14 protein-coding genes are annotated in these 16,473 nt (G+C 70.4%); 3 read left to right on the top strand and 11 right to left on the bottom strand.

Annotation, left to right across the window (positions count from 1 at the left end):
- From OXR63_RS05330 to OXR63_RS05360, 7 genes are all read right to left on the bottom strand, one after another.
- Positions 1–1,362 (bottom strand): family 1 glycosylhydrolase, encoded by a 1,362-nt coding sequence (locus OXR63_RS05330; protein ID WP_267420592.1) that lies wholly within the window; start codon positions 1,360–1,362, stop codon positions 1–3.
- Positions 1,359–2,276 carry a carbohydrate ABC transporter permease gene (locus OXR63_RS05335; RefSeq protein WP_267420593.1) on the bottom strand — a complete coding sequence of 306 codons (918 nt, stop codon included), beginning with the start codon at positions 2,274–2,276 and terminating at the stop codon, positions 1,359–1,361. Before OXR63_RS05335 ends, OXR63_RS05330 begins: the two co-directional genes overlap by 4 nt.
- The gene (locus OXR63_RS05340; RefSeq protein WP_267420594.1) at positions 2,266–3,234 is read right to left on the bottom strand and encodes a carbohydrate ABC transporter permease; all 969 of its coding nucleotides are present in this window, start codon (positions 3,232–3,234) and stop codon (positions 2,266–2,268) included. The genes OXR63_RS05335 and OXR63_RS05340 overlap by 11 nt, the downstream gene beginning before the upstream one ends.
- Positions 3,231–4,493, bottom strand: a complete 1,263-nt coding sequence (locus tag OXR63_RS05345) for a sugar ABC transporter substrate-binding protein (RefSeq protein ID WP_267420596.1) — start codon at positions 4,491–4,493, stop codon at positions 3,231–3,233. The genes OXR63_RS05340 and OXR63_RS05345 overlap by 4 nt, the downstream gene beginning before the upstream one ends.
- A gap of 100 nt (positions 4,494–4,593) precedes the next feature.
- Positions 4,594–5,643: a LacI family DNA-binding transcriptional regulator gene (locus OXR63_RS05350; protein WP_267420598.1), complete on the bottom strand. Its 1,050-nt coding sequence runs from the start codon at positions 5,641–5,643 to the stop codon at positions 4,594–4,596.
- Between the two features lie 638 nt (positions 5,644–6,281).
- Positions 6,282–6,752, bottom strand: coding sequence for a hypothetical protein (locus tag OXR63_RS05355; protein ID WP_267420600.1), 471 nt, complete (start codon positions 6,750–6,752; stop codon positions 6,282–6,284).
- A 107-nt stretch (positions 6,753–6,859) separates the two neighbouring features.
- The gene (locus tag OXR63_RS05360; protein WP_267420602.1) at positions 6,860–7,741 is read right to left on the bottom strand and encodes a manganese catalase family protein; all 882 of its coding nucleotides are present in this window, start codon (positions 7,739–7,741) and stop codon (positions 6,860–6,862) included.
- Between the two features lie 177 nt (positions 7,742–7,918).
- Between OXR63_RS05360 and OXR63_RS05365 the strand changes: the two genes are divergently transcribed.
- The gene (locus OXR63_RS05365; RefSeq protein ID WP_267420604.1) at positions 7,919–8,578 is read left to right on the top strand and encodes a hypothetical protein; all 660 of its coding nucleotides are present in this window, start codon (positions 7,919–7,921) and stop codon (positions 8,576–8,578) included.
- Positions 8,575–9,303 (top strand): hypothetical protein, encoded by a 729-nt coding sequence (locus OXR63_RS05370; RefSeq protein WP_267420605.1) that lies wholly within the window; start codon positions 8,575–8,577, stop codon positions 9,301–9,303. Before OXR63_RS05365 ends, OXR63_RS05370 begins: the two co-directional genes overlap by 4 nt.
- Before the next feature lie 154 nt (positions 9,304–9,457).
- On the opposite strand, the gene OXR63_RS05375 is transcribed toward OXR63_RS05370, so the two are convergent.
- The 4 genes from OXR63_RS05375 to OXR63_RS05390 all read right to left on the bottom strand — a co-directional run bounded on the left by OXR63_RS05375 (position 9,458) and on the right by OXR63_RS05390 (position 15,228).
- Positions 9,458–11,950, bottom strand: coding sequence for a glycoside hydrolase family 3 N-terminal domain-containing protein (locus tag OXR63_RS05375; protein ID WP_267420607.1), 2,493 nt, complete (start codon positions 11,948–11,950; stop codon positions 9,458–9,460).
- Complete coding sequence (locus OXR63_RS05380; RefSeq protein WP_267420608.1) at positions 11,947–12,834, bottom strand: carbohydrate ABC transporter permease; 888 nt, start codon at positions 12,832–12,834, stop codon at positions 11,947–11,949. The genes OXR63_RS05375 and OXR63_RS05380 overlap by 4 nt, the downstream gene beginning before the upstream one ends.
- Positions 12,835–12,895: 61 nt before the next feature.
- Positions 12,896–13,924 (bottom strand): carbohydrate ABC transporter permease, encoded by a 1,029-nt coding sequence (locus tag OXR63_RS05385; protein WP_267420609.1) that lies wholly within the window; start codon positions 13,922–13,924, stop codon positions 12,896–12,898.
- 8 nt (positions 13,925–13,932) lie between these two features.
- Positions 13,933–15,228, bottom strand: coding sequence for an ABC transporter substrate-binding protein (locus tag OXR63_RS05390; RefSeq protein WP_267420611.1), 1,296 nt, complete (start codon positions 15,226–15,228; stop codon positions 13,933–13,935).
- A gap of 158 nt (positions 15,229–15,386) precedes the next feature.
- Here OXR63_RS05390 and OXR63_RS05395 point away from each other — a divergent pair, with 158 nt between their 5' ends.
- Positions 15,387–16,439, top strand: a complete 1,053-nt coding sequence (locus tag OXR63_RS05395; RefSeq protein WP_267420613.1) for a LacI family DNA-binding transcriptional regulator — start codon at positions 15,387–15,389, stop codon at positions 16,437–16,439.
- Positions 16,440–16,473: the final 34 nt, after the last annotated feature.

Below are 16,473 nucleotides of genomic sequence, written 5' to 3' on the forward strand. Positions count from 1 at the left end.
TCAGCGTGGCACGGTCGCGAGCCCGCGGTACTCCTCGGCCGCGCTGGTGGCCACCCGGGCGAGTGTGCCGTCGGGCTGCTCCTCCAGTCGGACGAGGCCCATGCGACGCAGGTACGGGGTCTTGCTCCCGGTACCCGACCGTTCAGCCACCACATCGTCCGACACGGCGAACTCCTCGACGTTCCTCCCACCGGAGGCGTAGGACCAGTCGACGAAGTCGAACACCGGCCACCACGTCCATCCGCGGACGTCGACCCCGGCGTCCACGAGAGCGCGAACAGCGGCCATGGAGTCCCGGACCCACGCCGAACGGACGGCGTCGGAGCCCTCGATCGAGGTCTCCGTGACCACCATCGGCACCCCGTAGCGGGCACCGAAGCGGGTCACCGACTCGACGAGTCCCTCACTCCAACGGTCGTAGGCGTGCTGGACCGTGCCCGTCGCCCCGCTCACCAGGCGCCGGGGCGAGAGGTCGGGGTAGTAGTTGACGCCCAGCAGGTCGATCGTCACCGCACCGTCGACGAGGTCCGCGAGCGCAGCGGGGTCGGCACCGTGTCCGACGAGCCAGGCGTGGAAGGGGTGGCTCTCGTCGACGCGACCGAGCACCAGGTCCGTCGGCACCCAGCCGAGGTCCTCGAGCAGTGCGGCCTCGGCGGCGAGCGCAGCCCCGTCGTGCGCGACCACGTCGGCCTGGACCACCGCGTCGCCGTCGCCCGCCGTGAACAGCGACGACGCCTCGACGTGCACGACGACCACGTCCGGGTTGGCGGAACGGACCGCCGCGACCGCCTGCTGGAAGCCTGCGGCGATGCCGAGGACCACGCGCGTCCATCCTCCCCACCCGGTGAGCGCCGGCGGCCACACACCGCGCAGCCCGGCGAACGACGCCGTCGTGATCGGTTCGTTGAGGGGGGTCACGTGGTCGACCACCCCGGCGTAGCGCGCTGCGAAGGCACCGGCGAACGACGCGATCGCCGCCGGGTACCCGGGGTCGGCGAACGACTCGGCGAGCCAGCTCGGCGTGCCGTAGTGCACCAGGTCAGCGATCACCGTGATGCCGATGGACGCCGCGTACGGCAGGCGTTCGTCGAGCACCGCCCAGTCGAAGACCCCCGGCGCGACGTGGACCCGCGGCCAGTCGACGCCGTAGCGCAGCCCGCGGGCCCCGAGTGACGCGACGATGTCGAGGTCCTCGCGCCACACGTCGTCGTGCCCGGTCAGTTCGTGCTCGTCGAGGGGCGCCATGGCGAAGTGCTGCGGCGGGTACACGCAGGTGTCCTCGATCCCGGCGACGAACGTGAACGTCCCCGGGGCGAACACCCGCCCGTCCGTCTGGACGCCGGCGGCGCGTGGCGCGCTCACTTCAGCCCCGTCGTGGCGACGCCGGCGACGAAGAACTTCTGGGCGAAGAAGAACCCGAGTGCGATCGGCAGCAGCGAGATCACGGCCCCGGCGAGCAGCACCGCGTGGTCGGTCACGTGCGCTCCACCGAACAGCGTCAGGCCCGCCGGCAGCGTGAGCATGTCGTTCGAGGTCGTCACGACGAGCGGCCAGAGCAGGTCGTTCCAGAGCGCCATGCCGTTGAGCACGGCGACCGTCGCGATCGCAGGCTTGGCCAGTGGCAGGACCACCTGCCAGTAGATCCGCCAGTGTCCGGCGCCGTCGATGCGTGCGGCCTCGTCGAGCTCGGCGGGGATGTCCACGAAGAACTGCCGGAACAGGAAGATGCCGAACGCGCTGGTGGCCCGCGGGATGATCAGCCCCTGGTAGGTGTTGAGCCACCCGAGGTGGAACAGCTCGACGAAGACCGGGATCAGCGTCACCTGGAACGGCACCATGAGCGTCGCGATGACGAGCACGAAGGCCACGTTCCGCCCGACGAAGCGCATCCGAGCCAGGGCGTAGGCGCACATCGAGTCGAACAGCAGCGTCAGCGCCGTCGTGACCACCGTGAACAGGAGTGAGTTGAGCAGCAGCCGGAGGAACGGGAGCTGCTGCCAGACGCCGACGTAGCCGTGCAGGGTGGCACGGGTCGGGAACAGGCTGGCGGGGTGGCCGAACAGGTCGGCCTCGGACCGGAACGACCCGCTGACCATCCAGATGAACGGCACGAGCACGAAGACCAGCCCGATGCCGAGGTACACCCACTTCAGCACGGAGCCGCTGCGCTCGACACCGGTCCGCGGGACCGGGCGCCGGTTGCTGATGCGGCCCGGACGGGAGGCACGGGTCGGTTCCGTCAGGGGCGGTCGCCGCGTGCGCGCCTCAGTCGACATCGTCGTACCGGAACAGTCGGAGCTGGAGCAGGGAGATGAGCATGATGATCACGAAGAGGACCCAGGAGACGGCCGACGCGTAGCCGGTCTGGTAGTTGACGAACCCGTCGCGGTAGAGCAGGTTCACGAGCGTGTCGGTGTGGAAGACCGGACCGCCGCCGGTCATCACGTACACCAGGTCGAACACCTGGAACGACTGGATCGTCAGGATCATCGACGTGAAGAGCATCGTGGGGCGGATGCTCGGCAGCGTGATCCGCCACACGGTCTGCCAGCGGTTCGCGCCGTCGAGCTCCGCGGCCTCGTACCGTTCCGCCGGCACGCCCTTCAGCCCGGCGACGAAGAGGATCATCGCGAAGCCGAGGCTCTTCCACACCGACACGGCGATGATCGTCGGCAGGGCCAGCGAGGTCGACTGCAGCCAGGCGATGCTCGGGAGGCCGAGCGCCGCCGTGATGCCGCCCACGAGACCGATGTCGGGGTCGAGCAGGAACTTCCACACCAGCCCGATCGTCACGAGCGACACGATGGTCGGGAAGAAGAAGACCGATCGGACGATGCGGTTCGCCAGGGTGTCCTGCTGCAGCAGGAGTGCGGCGATGAACCCGAGCACCACGAGCAGGACGACCGAGACGACCGTGTACTCGAGTGTGATCCGCAGGGCGTTCCAGAACTGCTGGTCGTGGAACAGCTTCGTGTAGTTCCCGAACCCCACGAAGGGCTGCGACGCCGCCCCGACGGTCCAGTCGAAGAACGAGTAGTACAGCGACCGGAGGATGGGGAAGACCACGAACGCACCGAGGATCAGCAGCGACGGGGCCATGAAGAGCCAGGCCAGCTGGAACCGACGCGATCGGCGGCGGGTGGGGCGAGCCTCCCGTCCGGTGTCGCGGCCGGAGGCCGGGGCCCCGCCACGCGGCGTGCGTGGCGGGGCGGACCCGGTGAGCTGGTCGGTCACTGACCGCAACCGGTGAGGCCGTCGATCGTCTGACCGGCGCTCTTCGTGGCGGACTCGACCGACTTCCCACGGGTGATCTCGCCGATCAGGGGGACGTAGCCGTCGGAGTCGACCTTCGTGGCGTTCGGCACGTGCGGCAGGTACAGGCGCGCGTTCGGCACCTGGCTGGCGAACACCGACACGGTGGGGTCGGCCTTCAGCTGCGCATCGTCCGACAGGTCGGTCCTGAGCGGCGGGAAGCCCGTCTGCAGCGAGAACTTCTGCTGCGCGGACTTCGACGTCCAGTACGCCAGGAACTCCTGCGCCTGCTTCGGGTACTTCGTCTTCGCCGAGATCGACAGCGGGGCGATCGCGCCGAGCGTGCTCGACTTCCCGTCGACTCCGACCGGGATCGTGGCGATGCCGAGGTCGATCCCGGCGTCCTTGTACCCGGAGGCGGCCCACGGACCGTTGATCTCCATCGCGGCCTTGCCTGCCGAGAACAGCGAGTCGGCCTCGGCGCCGGTCAGACCGACCGGGCTGACCTTGTCCTTCGCGACCAGGTCCGCCCAGGTGGACAGTGACTTCTGCCCGTCGGAGGACTGCACGACGCTGCAGTTCTTGCCGTTGACGATGTCGCCGCCCTCGAGCCACTGCAGGACGGGCCACATCTGGATCGTCTGGTTGTCGGCGAGCGCGATGCCGTACTTGCCCCCGGACGTGAGCTGCTTCGCGTCCGCTGCCATCTCGGCGACGCTCGACGGCGGGTCCGTGATGCCGGCCGCTGCGAAGAGCTCCTTGTTGTAGTACAGGCTCAGCGTGGCGAAGTTCGCGGGGACGCCGTAGAGCTTGCCGTCGTACGTGAACTCGTCGACGGTCCCGGGTGCGAAGGCGTCCGTGTTGATCTTGCCGTCGCCGCTGCCGGTGGCCGTGATCGGCATCACCGACCGCGTCTTGACGTACTGGGCGACGGCGTTCGGGTCGGAGGACACCGCCGCGACGTCGGGACCCTGCCCGGTCAGCCAGGCCGACGGGAGCTTCTGCTGGATGGTGTCCCACGGCTGCACGGTCATGTCGACCTTGACGTCCGGGTGGGCCTTCTCGAAGTCCTTGACGATCGTCGCGTAGCCGGGGCGGTCGCCGCCGGTGAAACCGGTCCAGACCTTGAGGGTGACGGGGCCGTCCGTGCTGGCGTTGCCGTCGGCGGAACAACCGGTGAGGGTGAGGGCCGCCACGGTGGCGACGGCGCCGATCGCGAGGGTCGTACGTGCGTGCTTCATCGGGAACGCTCCTTTGCGTTGCTGTGCTCGCAGGATGGGTGGGTACTGCTGGTGCTGGTGCTGGTGCTGGTGCGTCGGGTGGTGCTGGTGCGGCGTCCGCTCAGGTGCGGACGCGTTCCGCGTCGGGGTCGCACCCGCAGGACCGGCGGGTGACGAGGTCGACGGGGAGCTCGGTGCGGGCGGGGTGTCCGCCACGGTGGTCGACGAGGTCGAAGAGCCGCTCGGTCGCGATGCGGCCCATCTCCTCGGCGGGGACACGGATGGTCGTGATGCCCGGGGTGGTGACGCGGGCGAGCCCGAAGTCGTCGAAGCCGACGACGGACACGTCCTCCGGCACGTCGACCCCGGCACGACGGAGCGTGTGGAGCCCGCCCACCGCCATGTCGTCGTTCGCGAAGACGACGCCGTCGGGGCGGGTCGCGGCACCCTCGTGCAGGAAGTGCTCCATGGCCGCGGCGCCGGAGGTCTCGGACAGGTCGCCCTCCACGACGGACACGTCGGTGAGGCCGTGTCGCTCGGCGGCCCGGAGGAACCCGGTGCGTCGGTCGAGTCCGGTCTGGTGGTCGAGCGTGCCCGTCACGTGCAGGAGGCGGCGGCGTCCGTGCACCTCGACGAGGTGGTCGACGAGCCGCTCGGTCGCGGCCACGTCGTCGATGCCGACGGTGACGGCGTCGGCCAGGTGCGGGTAGTTGCCGATGAGGACGGCGGGCAGCCCGCTCGCGACGAGCCCCTGGACGTGGTCGTCGTCGACTGCCGCACTCGTGACGATCGCACCGTCGGCGGTGCGGGAGCGCATGACCCGCTCGTACGCCACGCCGCCGTTGGACGTGTCCGCGTTCGTCGAGACGATCACCTGGGCGTCGTGCGCGTTGGCCGCCGTCGACATGCCCGTGAGCACGTGCATGAAGTACAGGTGCCCGAAGACGTGTGCGGACGAGTTCGGGACGATGAGCGCCACGGCGTCGGCCCGCTGGCTGCGGAGCGCACGACCCGCCGAGCTCGGGACGTAGCCCAGCTCGTCGGCGGCCTGCTTGACCGCTGCTCGCGTGCGCTCGCTGATCCGCTCGTGTCCGGCGAGCGCCATGCTCGCCGCGGCAGACGTCACGCCGACCTTCGCGGCGACGTCCTTCAGGGTGACGGACTTCGGCATGGTCGCCTCCTCGGTTCGAGTGCTTTATCGATTAACTGGGATCATCATGCACGTGCTTAATCGATGAAGCAAGCCCCGGCTCGGAAAAAACGTGGCGCGCCCCGCCCCGCGCCGTCCCGCCAGACCGGCGGAAGCGACATGGTCCGGCCGGATGCGCCGCGCCTCCGCACGCCGGGTGTCGCCCGATGGCCGTGCATCGACCGAGGAGCGACACCAGCCCGGCGTTCGCGACACGAACGGCAGCGCGGCGCCGGACCCACCCGCGGCCGGACGGGAGGCTCGGTGCCAGCTGGCACCGAGCCTCCCGCCCGGCGGTTCCGGACTGATGGCAGGTGACTCAGTTGAACGAGAAGACCTGCGGGGCCTGTCCGTTGCAGTCGTGGAGCTGGAGCGCCGTGCCGTTCGCGGTGTTGCCCGACGGCACGTCGAGGCAGCGCCCGGATGGTGCCGTCAGCGGTGCTGCACTTGCCGCCAGCGCGTGCACGGCCGGGGCAGCGGCGCGAGTCTCGGCCGGGCGGACGCTGCACGGGCCGGATGCGGCGCGGCTTGTCCGCGGGGCCGAGACTCGGGCGCGTGCCGGGGCGCAGACGGACTGGAGGCCCGGTGCCAGCGGGCACCGGGCCTCCAGACCGTCAGGGCTACTTGCCGGGGCCGTCCGTGACGCAGTTCTCGACGCGGCTGGCGGCGGCGGAGTCAGCGGCGAAGGTCTCCGGCGCCGGGGACGCCGTGGCGGTCGGGGCGTTGACCTCGTCGGTGGCGGTGCTGTTGAGCGGGAAGACCGTGCCGTCGAAGTCGTCCGTGGTGGGGTCGACCGTCGTGGCCCAGAGTGCGACGTCGTCGCCCGACACAGCAGCCGTGCCGAGGTACCAGCCACCGTCGGCGGCCTCGATGTTCGCTGCCTTGACGTCGTCGCTGCCGGTCAGGGCGTTGATCGCGTCGACCGTCGCGCTCGAGGCCGTGTCGCACGTCGATGCCTTCGTGGTGTTCTCGGCGAGGGGTCCGGTGTTCACCGGGTTCGGCTCCTGGGCTCCGCCGTTGCAGGACGCGAGCAGCAGGGCGAGGGTGACGGAGCCGACGAGGGCGGAGGCGGTCTTCGCAGTGGTTCGCATGACCGGGACGCTAACCGCGGCCTGGTGAGCCACGTCCCAGGTGCGGCGGCCGCCGGACAGGCGCAGCGGTACCAGTCGCTGCGCTCCTGTCCGACGGCCGTCCACGGTCACTCCTTGTTGAGCTTGTCCTGCACCGTGCCCGCGATCTTCTCGACCGTGTTCGGGACGTCGGTCGTGCCGTAGAACCGGGCGTCCGGGCGGGTGGGCGGCGGCATCGGCACCGAGGTGGTGGGGCCGTCGTGGTACGTGTACTCGCCCTTGCCGTCGAACGACGGACCGCTCGCCCACGACCCTTCCTTCGCCTGCGCACCGTCGGAGAAGTTGAGGTACTGGTAGTTGACCTCCTGGTTCTCCTTCTTCTGCGGGAAGTTGCTCGGGACCGGCATGGTCTCGAGGCCCTGCTCGCGGAGCTCGGCGGCGGCGGTCGCCCACATGTTCTGGTGCATCGTGTCGCGGGCGATGAGGAAGCTCAGCAGGTCCCGCACGCCGTGGTCGTCGGTCATGTGGTAGAGCCGCGCGGCCTGCACACGGCCCTGCATCTCGGCGTTCTCGTTCGCCGTGAAGTCGGCGAGCAGGTTGCCGCTGGCGGTGATGTACGAGCCCTGCCAGGGGTTCCCCATGCTGTCGACGGGTCGCGCGCCTGCGCCGGCGACGATGGCGTGCTGGATGTCGGTCCCACCGATGACCGCCGCGACGGTCGGGTCGTCCTGCAGGGCGTCACCGGTGATGCCGAGGGGGGCCTTCTCCAGCAGCTGCGCGATCATCGTCGCGAGCATCTCGACGTGGCCCATCTCCTCCGCGCCGATGCCGAACACCATGTCGCGGTACTTGCCGGGGATGTGCATGTTCCACGCCTGGAACTGGTACTGCATGGCCACGGAGATCTCGCCGTACTGACCGCCGAGCACCTCCTGCAGCTTCCTGGCGTAGACGGCGTCCGGCTTGTCAGGAGTGGCCTTGAACTGCAGTTCTTGCTTGTGGAAGTACACGATCGCTCCTTCTGTTCGCGGTCCGGTCCGGGCTGGTCCCTGGATGGTCCGCCGCGATGGCCGGGACGGTAGGCGGACGCTCCCGGACGGCGACGGAGATTGTCCACCGCACGAAAGCGGGGGCCAGCTTCGGCCTCGACGACACACAAGGTGACGAGGTCCGTTACCCTTGTGTTCATGGCTGACGTGACGGTGGCTGAGTACGCGCAGCACCACGGGCTCTCGGAGCAGGTGATCCGGAAGCAGGTGCGGTCCGGGAAGCTCGCTGCGCGGAAGTCCGGGAGCATCTGGTTGATCGACGACGCGCTCCGGCTCCGTCCTGCTGCGAGACGACCCTTGGCTGATCGCGCTGCGAACGCGCTCCTCGCTGCCATCGATGGTCGCGACGCGCTCGCGCACCTCGAGCCGACGGAACGCACGCGACTGCGTCAGCGGCTCGTGTTGCTCCGCGAGCAGGCGGACGTCGTGGTCGCCGACGTCTTCCGCGATTGGCTGTGGAAGCGTATCCCTCGCGTCGAGGAGTTCTTCGTCCAGCCCGACGACCTCCCTGGACTCCGGACCGACGAGCGGCTCGTCGCCGGGGGTGTGAGCGATCCCCGGTCGGAGATCAGCGCTCCTGACGTCCTGGAAGCACACGTCGCACGGGCGGACGTCGACCCCCTGCGCCGTGAGTACCTGCTCCGGTCGTCCTCGACGCCCAACGTCGCGTTGCACGTCCACGACAACGCTCCGGAACGCCCGCTGGCCCTGTCACAACTCGTCCTCGACCTGATCGCCGACGACGGCCCGCGCGAACGCCGTCGTGCCGTCGAGCTCCTGCGGACGGCGACCGCGTGATCGAGGCACCGACACTTCCTCCCGAGCAGGCCACGGCGTGGCACGCACTGTTCGACGTCTACGAACGCCCCCCGCGCGACTGGTCGCTCGTCGGCGGGCAGATGGTCCAGTCGCACTGCTGGGAACGCGGCGTCCGGAGCGCTCGCCCGACTCAGGACGTCGACGCTGCGCTGGACGTGCGCCTGCACCCGAACATGCTCTGGGACTTCACGAGCGTGCTCGCCTCGCTCGGCTTCGAACCGGACGGGACGTCCTTCGAAGGGCACCAACACCGCTGGTTGCGCGACGGCGCCCAGGTCGATGTCGTGCAACCTCGGTTCCTCGGACCTCGGGCGGACGGCCGACGGGGTCGTGGCGGAGGAACGACAGTCGCGGCCCCTGGGACGCAAGGAGCACTCGACCGCAGCGTCGTCATCGACGTCTCGGTCAACGGCCGTGTCGGGCGGCTCCTCCGCCCCACCCGGCAGGGCGCCCTCTTCAGCAAGGCCGCCGCTGTCGACCAACTGGCGGGCCAGGACAACACCCGCCACCTCGTCGACATCGCCACGCTCGCCTCGCTCGTCCGGCGATCCGATCGCATCGGCGACGGCGTGACCCAGGACGAACGACGGCGGCTGCTCGGTGCGACCGCCCTCATCCGGCGCGATCCCGCACTCGCGCGACGAGCTGGGGTCGAGGTGGCCGTGGTCGACGCAGTTCGGCTCGCACTCGGCGCCGAGACCTGACCCCGCAGATCACGAGAGGCGCGGTCGGCACGCCACCGCCGTGAGACGCCCCTGAACCCGGCGTCCCACGGCGGCGCGGCCTACCAGTCGACCGACTGGCCGATCAGCCGATCGGACGACCAGCCGATCTGACGACCAGCCGATCGGACGACCCTCAGACCAGCGACCACCCCACGACGCGCGGCTCACGGAGCGCGACCTCGTGCACGGCCCCCGTCACGACGACCGTCGCACGGTCCGTGGCGGAGCCGGGCACCGGTGCTGCCGCGACCCCGTCGCCGACCGCGACGATCCCACCGGAGTCGAGCGGGCCTCCAGGCCGGGACGCCGCCGCGTGGGACGCGACCCACACCTCGACGTCACCCGGCTCGACCACCTTCCGGAGGTGCCGGTCGGTGAAGGCGAACCGCTGCACCGGGACGCTGAAGCGCACCCGCGCGGACTCCCCCGGGCCGAGCGCGACGCGGGCGTACCCGAGGAGCTGCACGACCGGGCGGGTGACGGTGGCGGCGACGTCGTGGCCGTAGAGCTGGACGACGTCCTCCCCCGGGCGGGCGCCGGTGTTGCGGACGGTGACCTCCGCGGTGAAGGTGCCGTCGGTGGTGACGGACGGGTCGACCACCAGGTCCTCGTGGGCGAAGGACGTGTACGTCAGGCCGAAGCCGAACGGGCGCACCGGTGTCGAGTCCGTGGCCGTGACGTCCGACGGACCGCCGAGCCGCGGGTGCAGGTACGTGTACGGCTGCGCGCCGGCGGACCGCGGGAGCGAGACCGGCAGCCGGCCGGACGGTTCGGCGGCACCGGTGAGCAGGTCGGCGATCGCGAGACCGCCGCCCTCCCCCGGGAAGAACGCCTGCACGACGGCGGCCGGGCGCGCGCCCGGGCCGTCGAGCGCCCAGCCGATCGCGTACGGCCGGCCGGTCAGGAGCACGAGGACCGTCGGGGTGCCCGTCGCGACGACGGCCTCGACGAGGTCGCGCTGCACGCCGGGCAGTTCGAGCGACTCGGAGTCGTTGCCCTCGCCGACGGTGCCGCGGCCGAACAGGCCCGCCTGGTCGCCGACGACCAGGACGGCGACCTCGGACGCGGTGGCGAGCGCCACGGCCTCGTCGAAGCCGGAGCGGTCGGTGCCGGTGACGTCGCAGCCGGGCGCGAAGCGCACGTCAGGGGCAGCGGGCGCAGCAGCACCAGCAGCACGGACGTCCGCGCCGCTCGCGTCACGCCCCGCCAACGCCGGAGGCAGCGCCTCGAGCACCGTCGGGATCGAGAAGCCCAGCGGCAGGTCGGGGTGCGTCGCGAGCACGTGGTTCGCGAACGAGTAGCAGCCCTGCAGTGCCTCGGCGCGATGGGCGTTCGGACCGATCACCGCGATCCGGTCGGCCGGGGCCTGCAGCGGCAGCACCCCGTCGTTGGCCAGCAGCACCAGCGAGCGGGCGGCGAGCCGTCGCGCGAGGTCCTGGTGCTCGACGGTGTCCAGGTCGACGCCGGTGGGGGCGTCGTCCTCGAACACGTCGGGGTCGAGCAGCCCGAGCCGCTCCTTCTGCCGGAGCACGCGCAGGACGGCCCGGTCGACCAGTGCCTCGTCGACCGCACCGCTGCGGACGCGCTCGACGAGCGGCGCGAGGTACGCGTCGCCGGTGGGCAGCTCGACGTCGATGCCGGCCTCGAGCGCCATGGCCGCGGCGTCACCGCGGTCGGTGGCGATGCCGTGCATGACCTCGAGGAACGCGACCGAGAAGTAGTCGGCGACGACGGTGCCCTCGAAGCCCAGGCGGTCGCGGAGCAGGTCGGTGAGCAGGGCGCCGTTGGCCGCGACGGGGACGCCGTCGACCTCGGCGTAGGAGTTCATCACCGAGCGGGCGCCGCCGTCGAGCAGCGCCATCTCGAACGGCGGCAGGTAGACGTCGGCGACCTCGCGGGGTCCGGCGTGGACCGGCGCGTGGTTCCGGCCGGCCTGCGAGGCCGAGTACCCGAGGAAGTGCTTCAGCGTCGCGTCGACGCCGGCGCTCTGCAGGCCCTTCACGTACGCGGTCCCGACGGTGCCGACCAGGTAGGGGTCCTCGCCGATGCACTCGTCGACCCGGCCCCAGCGGGGGTCGCGGATGACGTCGAGCACGGGCGCGAGGCCCTGGTGCACCCCGAGTTGCCGCATGGACCGGCCGATCACGGCGCCGACCTGCTCGACGAGCTCCGGGTCGAACGCGGCACCCCACGCGAGCGGGGTGGGGAACGTGGCGGCCTTCCACGCGGCGAGCCCGGTGAGGCACTCCTCGTGGACGAGCGCGGGGATCCCGAGTCGGGTCTCGCGCTTCAGGCGGCGCTGTTCGTCCCACAGCCACGCGGCCCGCTCGTCGGGTTCGACGGGGCGGGTGCCGTAGACGCGGGTGAACTGGCCGAGACCGTCCCGCGTGACCTCGGCGAGCGTCGCCGTCGGGCCCTCGGGCGTGCCGCTGGTCATCTCGCCCTGCATCGGGGCGACGAGCCCGTTCTGGTCGAGCCAGTAGCCGACGAGCTGCGCCGTCTTCTCCTCGAGCGTCATGGCGGCGAGCAGGTCCTCGGCCCGGCGGGCGGGCGCGGTGGTCCCGGTGCCGCCGGCCTGGAGGCTCGTGGCTGCGTCCGTCAGGTTGGTCGCGTCCGTCGCGGTCATCCCTTCACCGCACCCGTCAGGCCACCGACGATGCGGCGCTGGAACACCGCGAAGAACGCCAGCGCCGGGATCATCGACAGCGAGGTGAACGCGAGGACCCTGGCGGTGTCCACGGAGTACTGCGACGAGAACGCCTGCACCCCGAGCGGCAGCGTGTACGCCGACGCGTCGTTGAGGATGAACAGCGGCAGGATGTAGCTGTTCCAGCTGCCGATGAACGCCAGGATGCCGGTCGTCACGACGCCGGGCAGCGACAGCGGCACGACCATGCGGAAGAAGAACCCGAGCCGGCTCGCCCCGTCGATCGACGCGGCCTCCTCGAGCTCGTCCGGGATCGCGCGGAGGAACGGCACCAGGATGATGACCGTCGTCGGCAGGCCGAAGGCGATCTGGGGCAGGATCACGCCGGCCAGGCTGTTCGTGAGCCCGAGGTCCTTGACGAGCAGGTAGAGCGGCGTGATCGCGACGGTGATCGGGAACATCAGGCCGGCGGCGAACAGCGAGTAGAGCGCCCCACGGCCACGGAAGTGGTAGCGGGCCAGCACGAAGCTCACCATCAGGCCGAGCACGACGACACCGATGGTGGTCGTGACGCCCGCGATCAGCGAGTTGCCGAGCTCCTGCCAGAACACGCCGCTGGAGAGCACGGCGCTGTAGTTGCCGAAGTTCCACGGCGCGGGCAGACCGGCCGGGCTCGACGTGATCTGCGCGTTGGTGCGGAAGCCGCCGAGCACGATGTACGCGACGGGACCGACGCACACCGCGATGAACAGCAGCGCGATGAAGTACGTGCCGAGGTTCCGTTCACGGCGGACCGGACCGGAGTCACCGCGGCCGCGGTCACGGCGACCCTTCGGCGCGGTGATGGATGCGGTGGCGGTCATCGGATTGCCCTCTCGGCCAGTGCGATGACACCGGCGCCGGCGGTGATGGATGCGGTGGCGGTCATCGGGTGGCCTTCTCCGTGAGGGCGCCGGCGGTGTCGCGACGCAGGACGAACCGCTGGTAGACGAGTGCGATCACCAGCGAGATGAGGAAGATCACCACGGCCACGGCGTTGCCGTACCCGTAGTTGCCGGAGTTGCGGCCGTTGGCGACCATGTACGTCGCCATCGTCGAGGTCCCCGCGGTCGAGGCGATGTACTGGCCCCAGATGATGTAGACGAGGTCGAACAGCTGCAGCGACCCGATGATCGACAGGAACGCCCAGATGCGCAGCGTCGGGCCGAGGAGCGGCAGCGTGATGCGCCGCTGGATCTGCCAGTAGCCGGCGCCGTCGAGCTGTGCGGCCTCGAACAGCTCCTCGGGGATGCTCTGCAGGCCGGCCAGGAACAGGATGACCGCGAAGCCGATGTACTTCCACGAGATGATCGCCAGGAGCGTCCAGATCGCGATGTCCGGGTTCGAGAGCCAGTCGTTGCGCAGCCCGCCGAGCCCGAGTGTCTGCAGGAGGTCGTTCGCTGCCCCGCTGCTCGAGAGCATCAGGCTCCACCCGGTGCCGACGATCACCTCGGAGATGACGTACGGCACGAAGATGAGCACGCGGATGAGTCCACGGCCGCGGATGCGCTGGTTCAGCAGCAGCGCGAGGATGATCGCGATCGGTCCCTGCACGAGCAGCGACCCGATGACGATGAACAGGTTGTGCCACAGCACGCCCCGGAAGTCGGGGTCGGTGAAGATGATCTTGTAGTTGTCGAACCCGACGAAGTCCGTCGGGGTGCCGTACCCCTGCCACTTGTAGAAGCCGTAGTAGGCGGCCAGGGCGACCGGCAGGATGACGAAGCCGACGAACATGATCGTCGCCGGCCCGGCGAGCAGGGCGATCTCGACCCGCTTGCGGACGTCGGCGACCGGACGCTTCCGGGGCCGGCCGGCCGGGGCCGACGGCTGTGCGCCGTCGGCCCCGGTGGTGCGTCCCGCGTCTGACCGCTCACCCGAGCGGGGCGGACGTGGTGCGACAGAGGTGGCCATGGGTCGGGTCAGCCCTTCGCCGCGGCCTGGTTGACCGTCTTCACGATGTCGTTGACCGAGCCCTTGCCGGCGAGCAGGTCGACGACGCTGGTGTTCAGGGCGTTGCCGACGTTCTGGCCGTACAGGGTGTCCAGGTAGTTCGAGACGAACGGCGCCTTGTTGTACGCCGCCAGGACGGACTTCAGGTACGGCTCGGTGACGACGGACTGTGCCGACTGGTTCGCCGGGATCGCGTTGAAGGCCTTGTAGTACTCCTGCTGCACGGTCTTCTGCGTCATGTAGTTGAGGAACTGTGTGCACGGGCCCTTCGGCGCCTTGGCGGAGCAGGAGTAGCCGTCGACGGCACCCATCATCGAACCGGGCTCACCCTTGCCGCCGGACATCTCCGGGAACGGGAAGAACCCGAGGTCGGCGAGGGGCTTGGCGTCCGGGGTGAGCGAGGAGATCACGCCCGGGTCCCACGCACCCATGAGCTCCATGGCGGCCTTGTGGTTCGCGACGAGGCCGGCCGAGCTGCCAGCGCCCTGCTGGGCCGCGGTGGTGAGGTAGCCGTCGTTGAAGGGCTTGGTGTCGAAGAACGTCTTGGTGTCCTGACCGGCCTGCTTCCAGCAGCTGTTCGTGAACTTGAGGTCCTTCGCGGCACCGTTCAGCGTCTGCGCGCTGCAGGCACGGAGCGCGAAGTTGTAGTACCAGTGCGCTGCGGGCCAGGCGTCCTTCGCGCCCACGGCCACCGGCTGGATGTCGGCGTCCTTGAGCTTCTGGATGTCGGCGTTCAGCTCGTCCATCGTCGTGGGCGTGCCCTCGATGCCGGCCTGCTTGAAGAGGTCCTGGCTGTACCAGATGCCCTCGGGGTTCACGTCGACCGGCATCGCGTAGGTCTTGCCGTCGAGCTCGTAGCCCTTGAAGGCACCGGCGCTGACCTCGGTCTTGGCGTTCTTGCCGATGGAGCTGGTGATGTCCATGAGCTGGCCGGCCTTGGCCATGGCGTTCATCTTGCCGCCGCCGCGCTGCAGGAACACGTCGGGAGCGGAACCGGAGTTCAGCGCCGTCTGGAGCTTGCCGTCCAGGTCCTCGTTCTGGATCGCCTGGATCTTGATCGTGACCTTCGGGTGGGACTGCTCGAAGTCCTTGACGGTCTTCTCCCAGAAGGCCTTGCCCGGACCGGTGGTCGAGTTGTGCCAGAAGGTCATCGAGACCTTGCCGTCACCACTCGATGCGTCACTGCCCGCGGAACAGCCTGCGGCCGTCAGTGCGGTGGCCCCGATCAGCGCGATGGCTGCCGCGGCTCGGATCTTCCTCGTCATCGTGGAACTCCTCGGTGTCGTCGTTGACATGCGCGACATCGACTGCCGCTGCGGAGAGCGTGCCAGGCACTTCACCGGCTTGTCAATCGATATCGATAACGTTTTCTTTACCAACCGCATCTCCCCCGCCAGGCCCCGCACACCGGTACGGTGAGCACATGGAGACCGCTGTCGGTGCGCAGCGCGGCCATGACCGCGTGACGATCGGCGACGTCGCGCGCGCCGCCGGGGTGTCCATCCCGACGGTGTCGAAGGTGATCAACAACCGCGACGGCGTGGCCTCGGCGACGATGCTCCGCGTGCAGGAGGTCGTCGAGCGACTCGGCTACGAGACCTCCCTCGTCGCCAGGAGCCTCCGCAGCTCCCGCACCGGGGTCATCGGCATCCTGGTCCCCGAGTTCGAGCCGTTCTCCACCGAGCTGCTCCGCGGCGTCTCGAGCGCGGCGATCGGCACCGGGTACGAGCTGCTCGCGTACGCCGGCCTCGTGACCGGGTCGAGCCAGCCCGGGTGGGAACGGCGCTCGCTCTCCCGGCTCTCCGGCACGCTGATCGACGGCGCGATCGTCGTGACGCCGAGCACCGCGCTGTCGAGCTCGTCCATCCCCGTCGTCGCCATCGACCCCCACACCGGTCCCGAGGGCCACGCCACGGTCGACACCGACAACGCCGGCGGCGCCAGGAGCGCGGTCGAACACCTCCTCGCCCTCGGCCACACCCGGATCGCCCACATCCACGGGCGTGCGGACCTGGCGTCGGCCCAGCTCCGCGAGACCGGGTACCGCGAGGCGCTCACCGCCGCCGGGATCCCGGTCGACGAGGACCTGGTGCGCGCCGGTGACTACCAGGAGGACCAGGCAACGGCCGTCGCCTGCGAGCTGCTCACCGCCCCCGACCGACCCACCGCCGTGTTCGCCGCGAACGACTCCTCCGCGATGGGTGTCCTGCGCGCCGCCGCGGACCTCGGGCTCCGTGTGCCGGAGGAGCTCTCCGTGATCGGGTTCGACGACGTGCCCCAGGCCTCGATGACCACGCCGCCGCTCACCACCGTCGCGCAGCCCCTGGCCGAGCTCGGCGCGGCGGCCGTCGACATGCTGCTCGCGATGCTCCGCGGCGAACCCGGCCCCGACCACGTGCGGATGACGACGAGCCTCCGCGTGCGCCGGAGCACGGGCCCCGTGCCGACCGAGGTGCGGCGGGTCGACGCGGCCTGACACAGACGACACCGCACGCCGCGCCGACCGGGCG

It is taken from the genome of Curtobacterium sp. GC_Cur_3, from assembly GCF_026544205.1.
Classification (GTDB): domain Bacteria; phylum Actinomycetota; class Actinomycetes; order Actinomycetales; family Microbacteriaceae; genus Curtobacterium.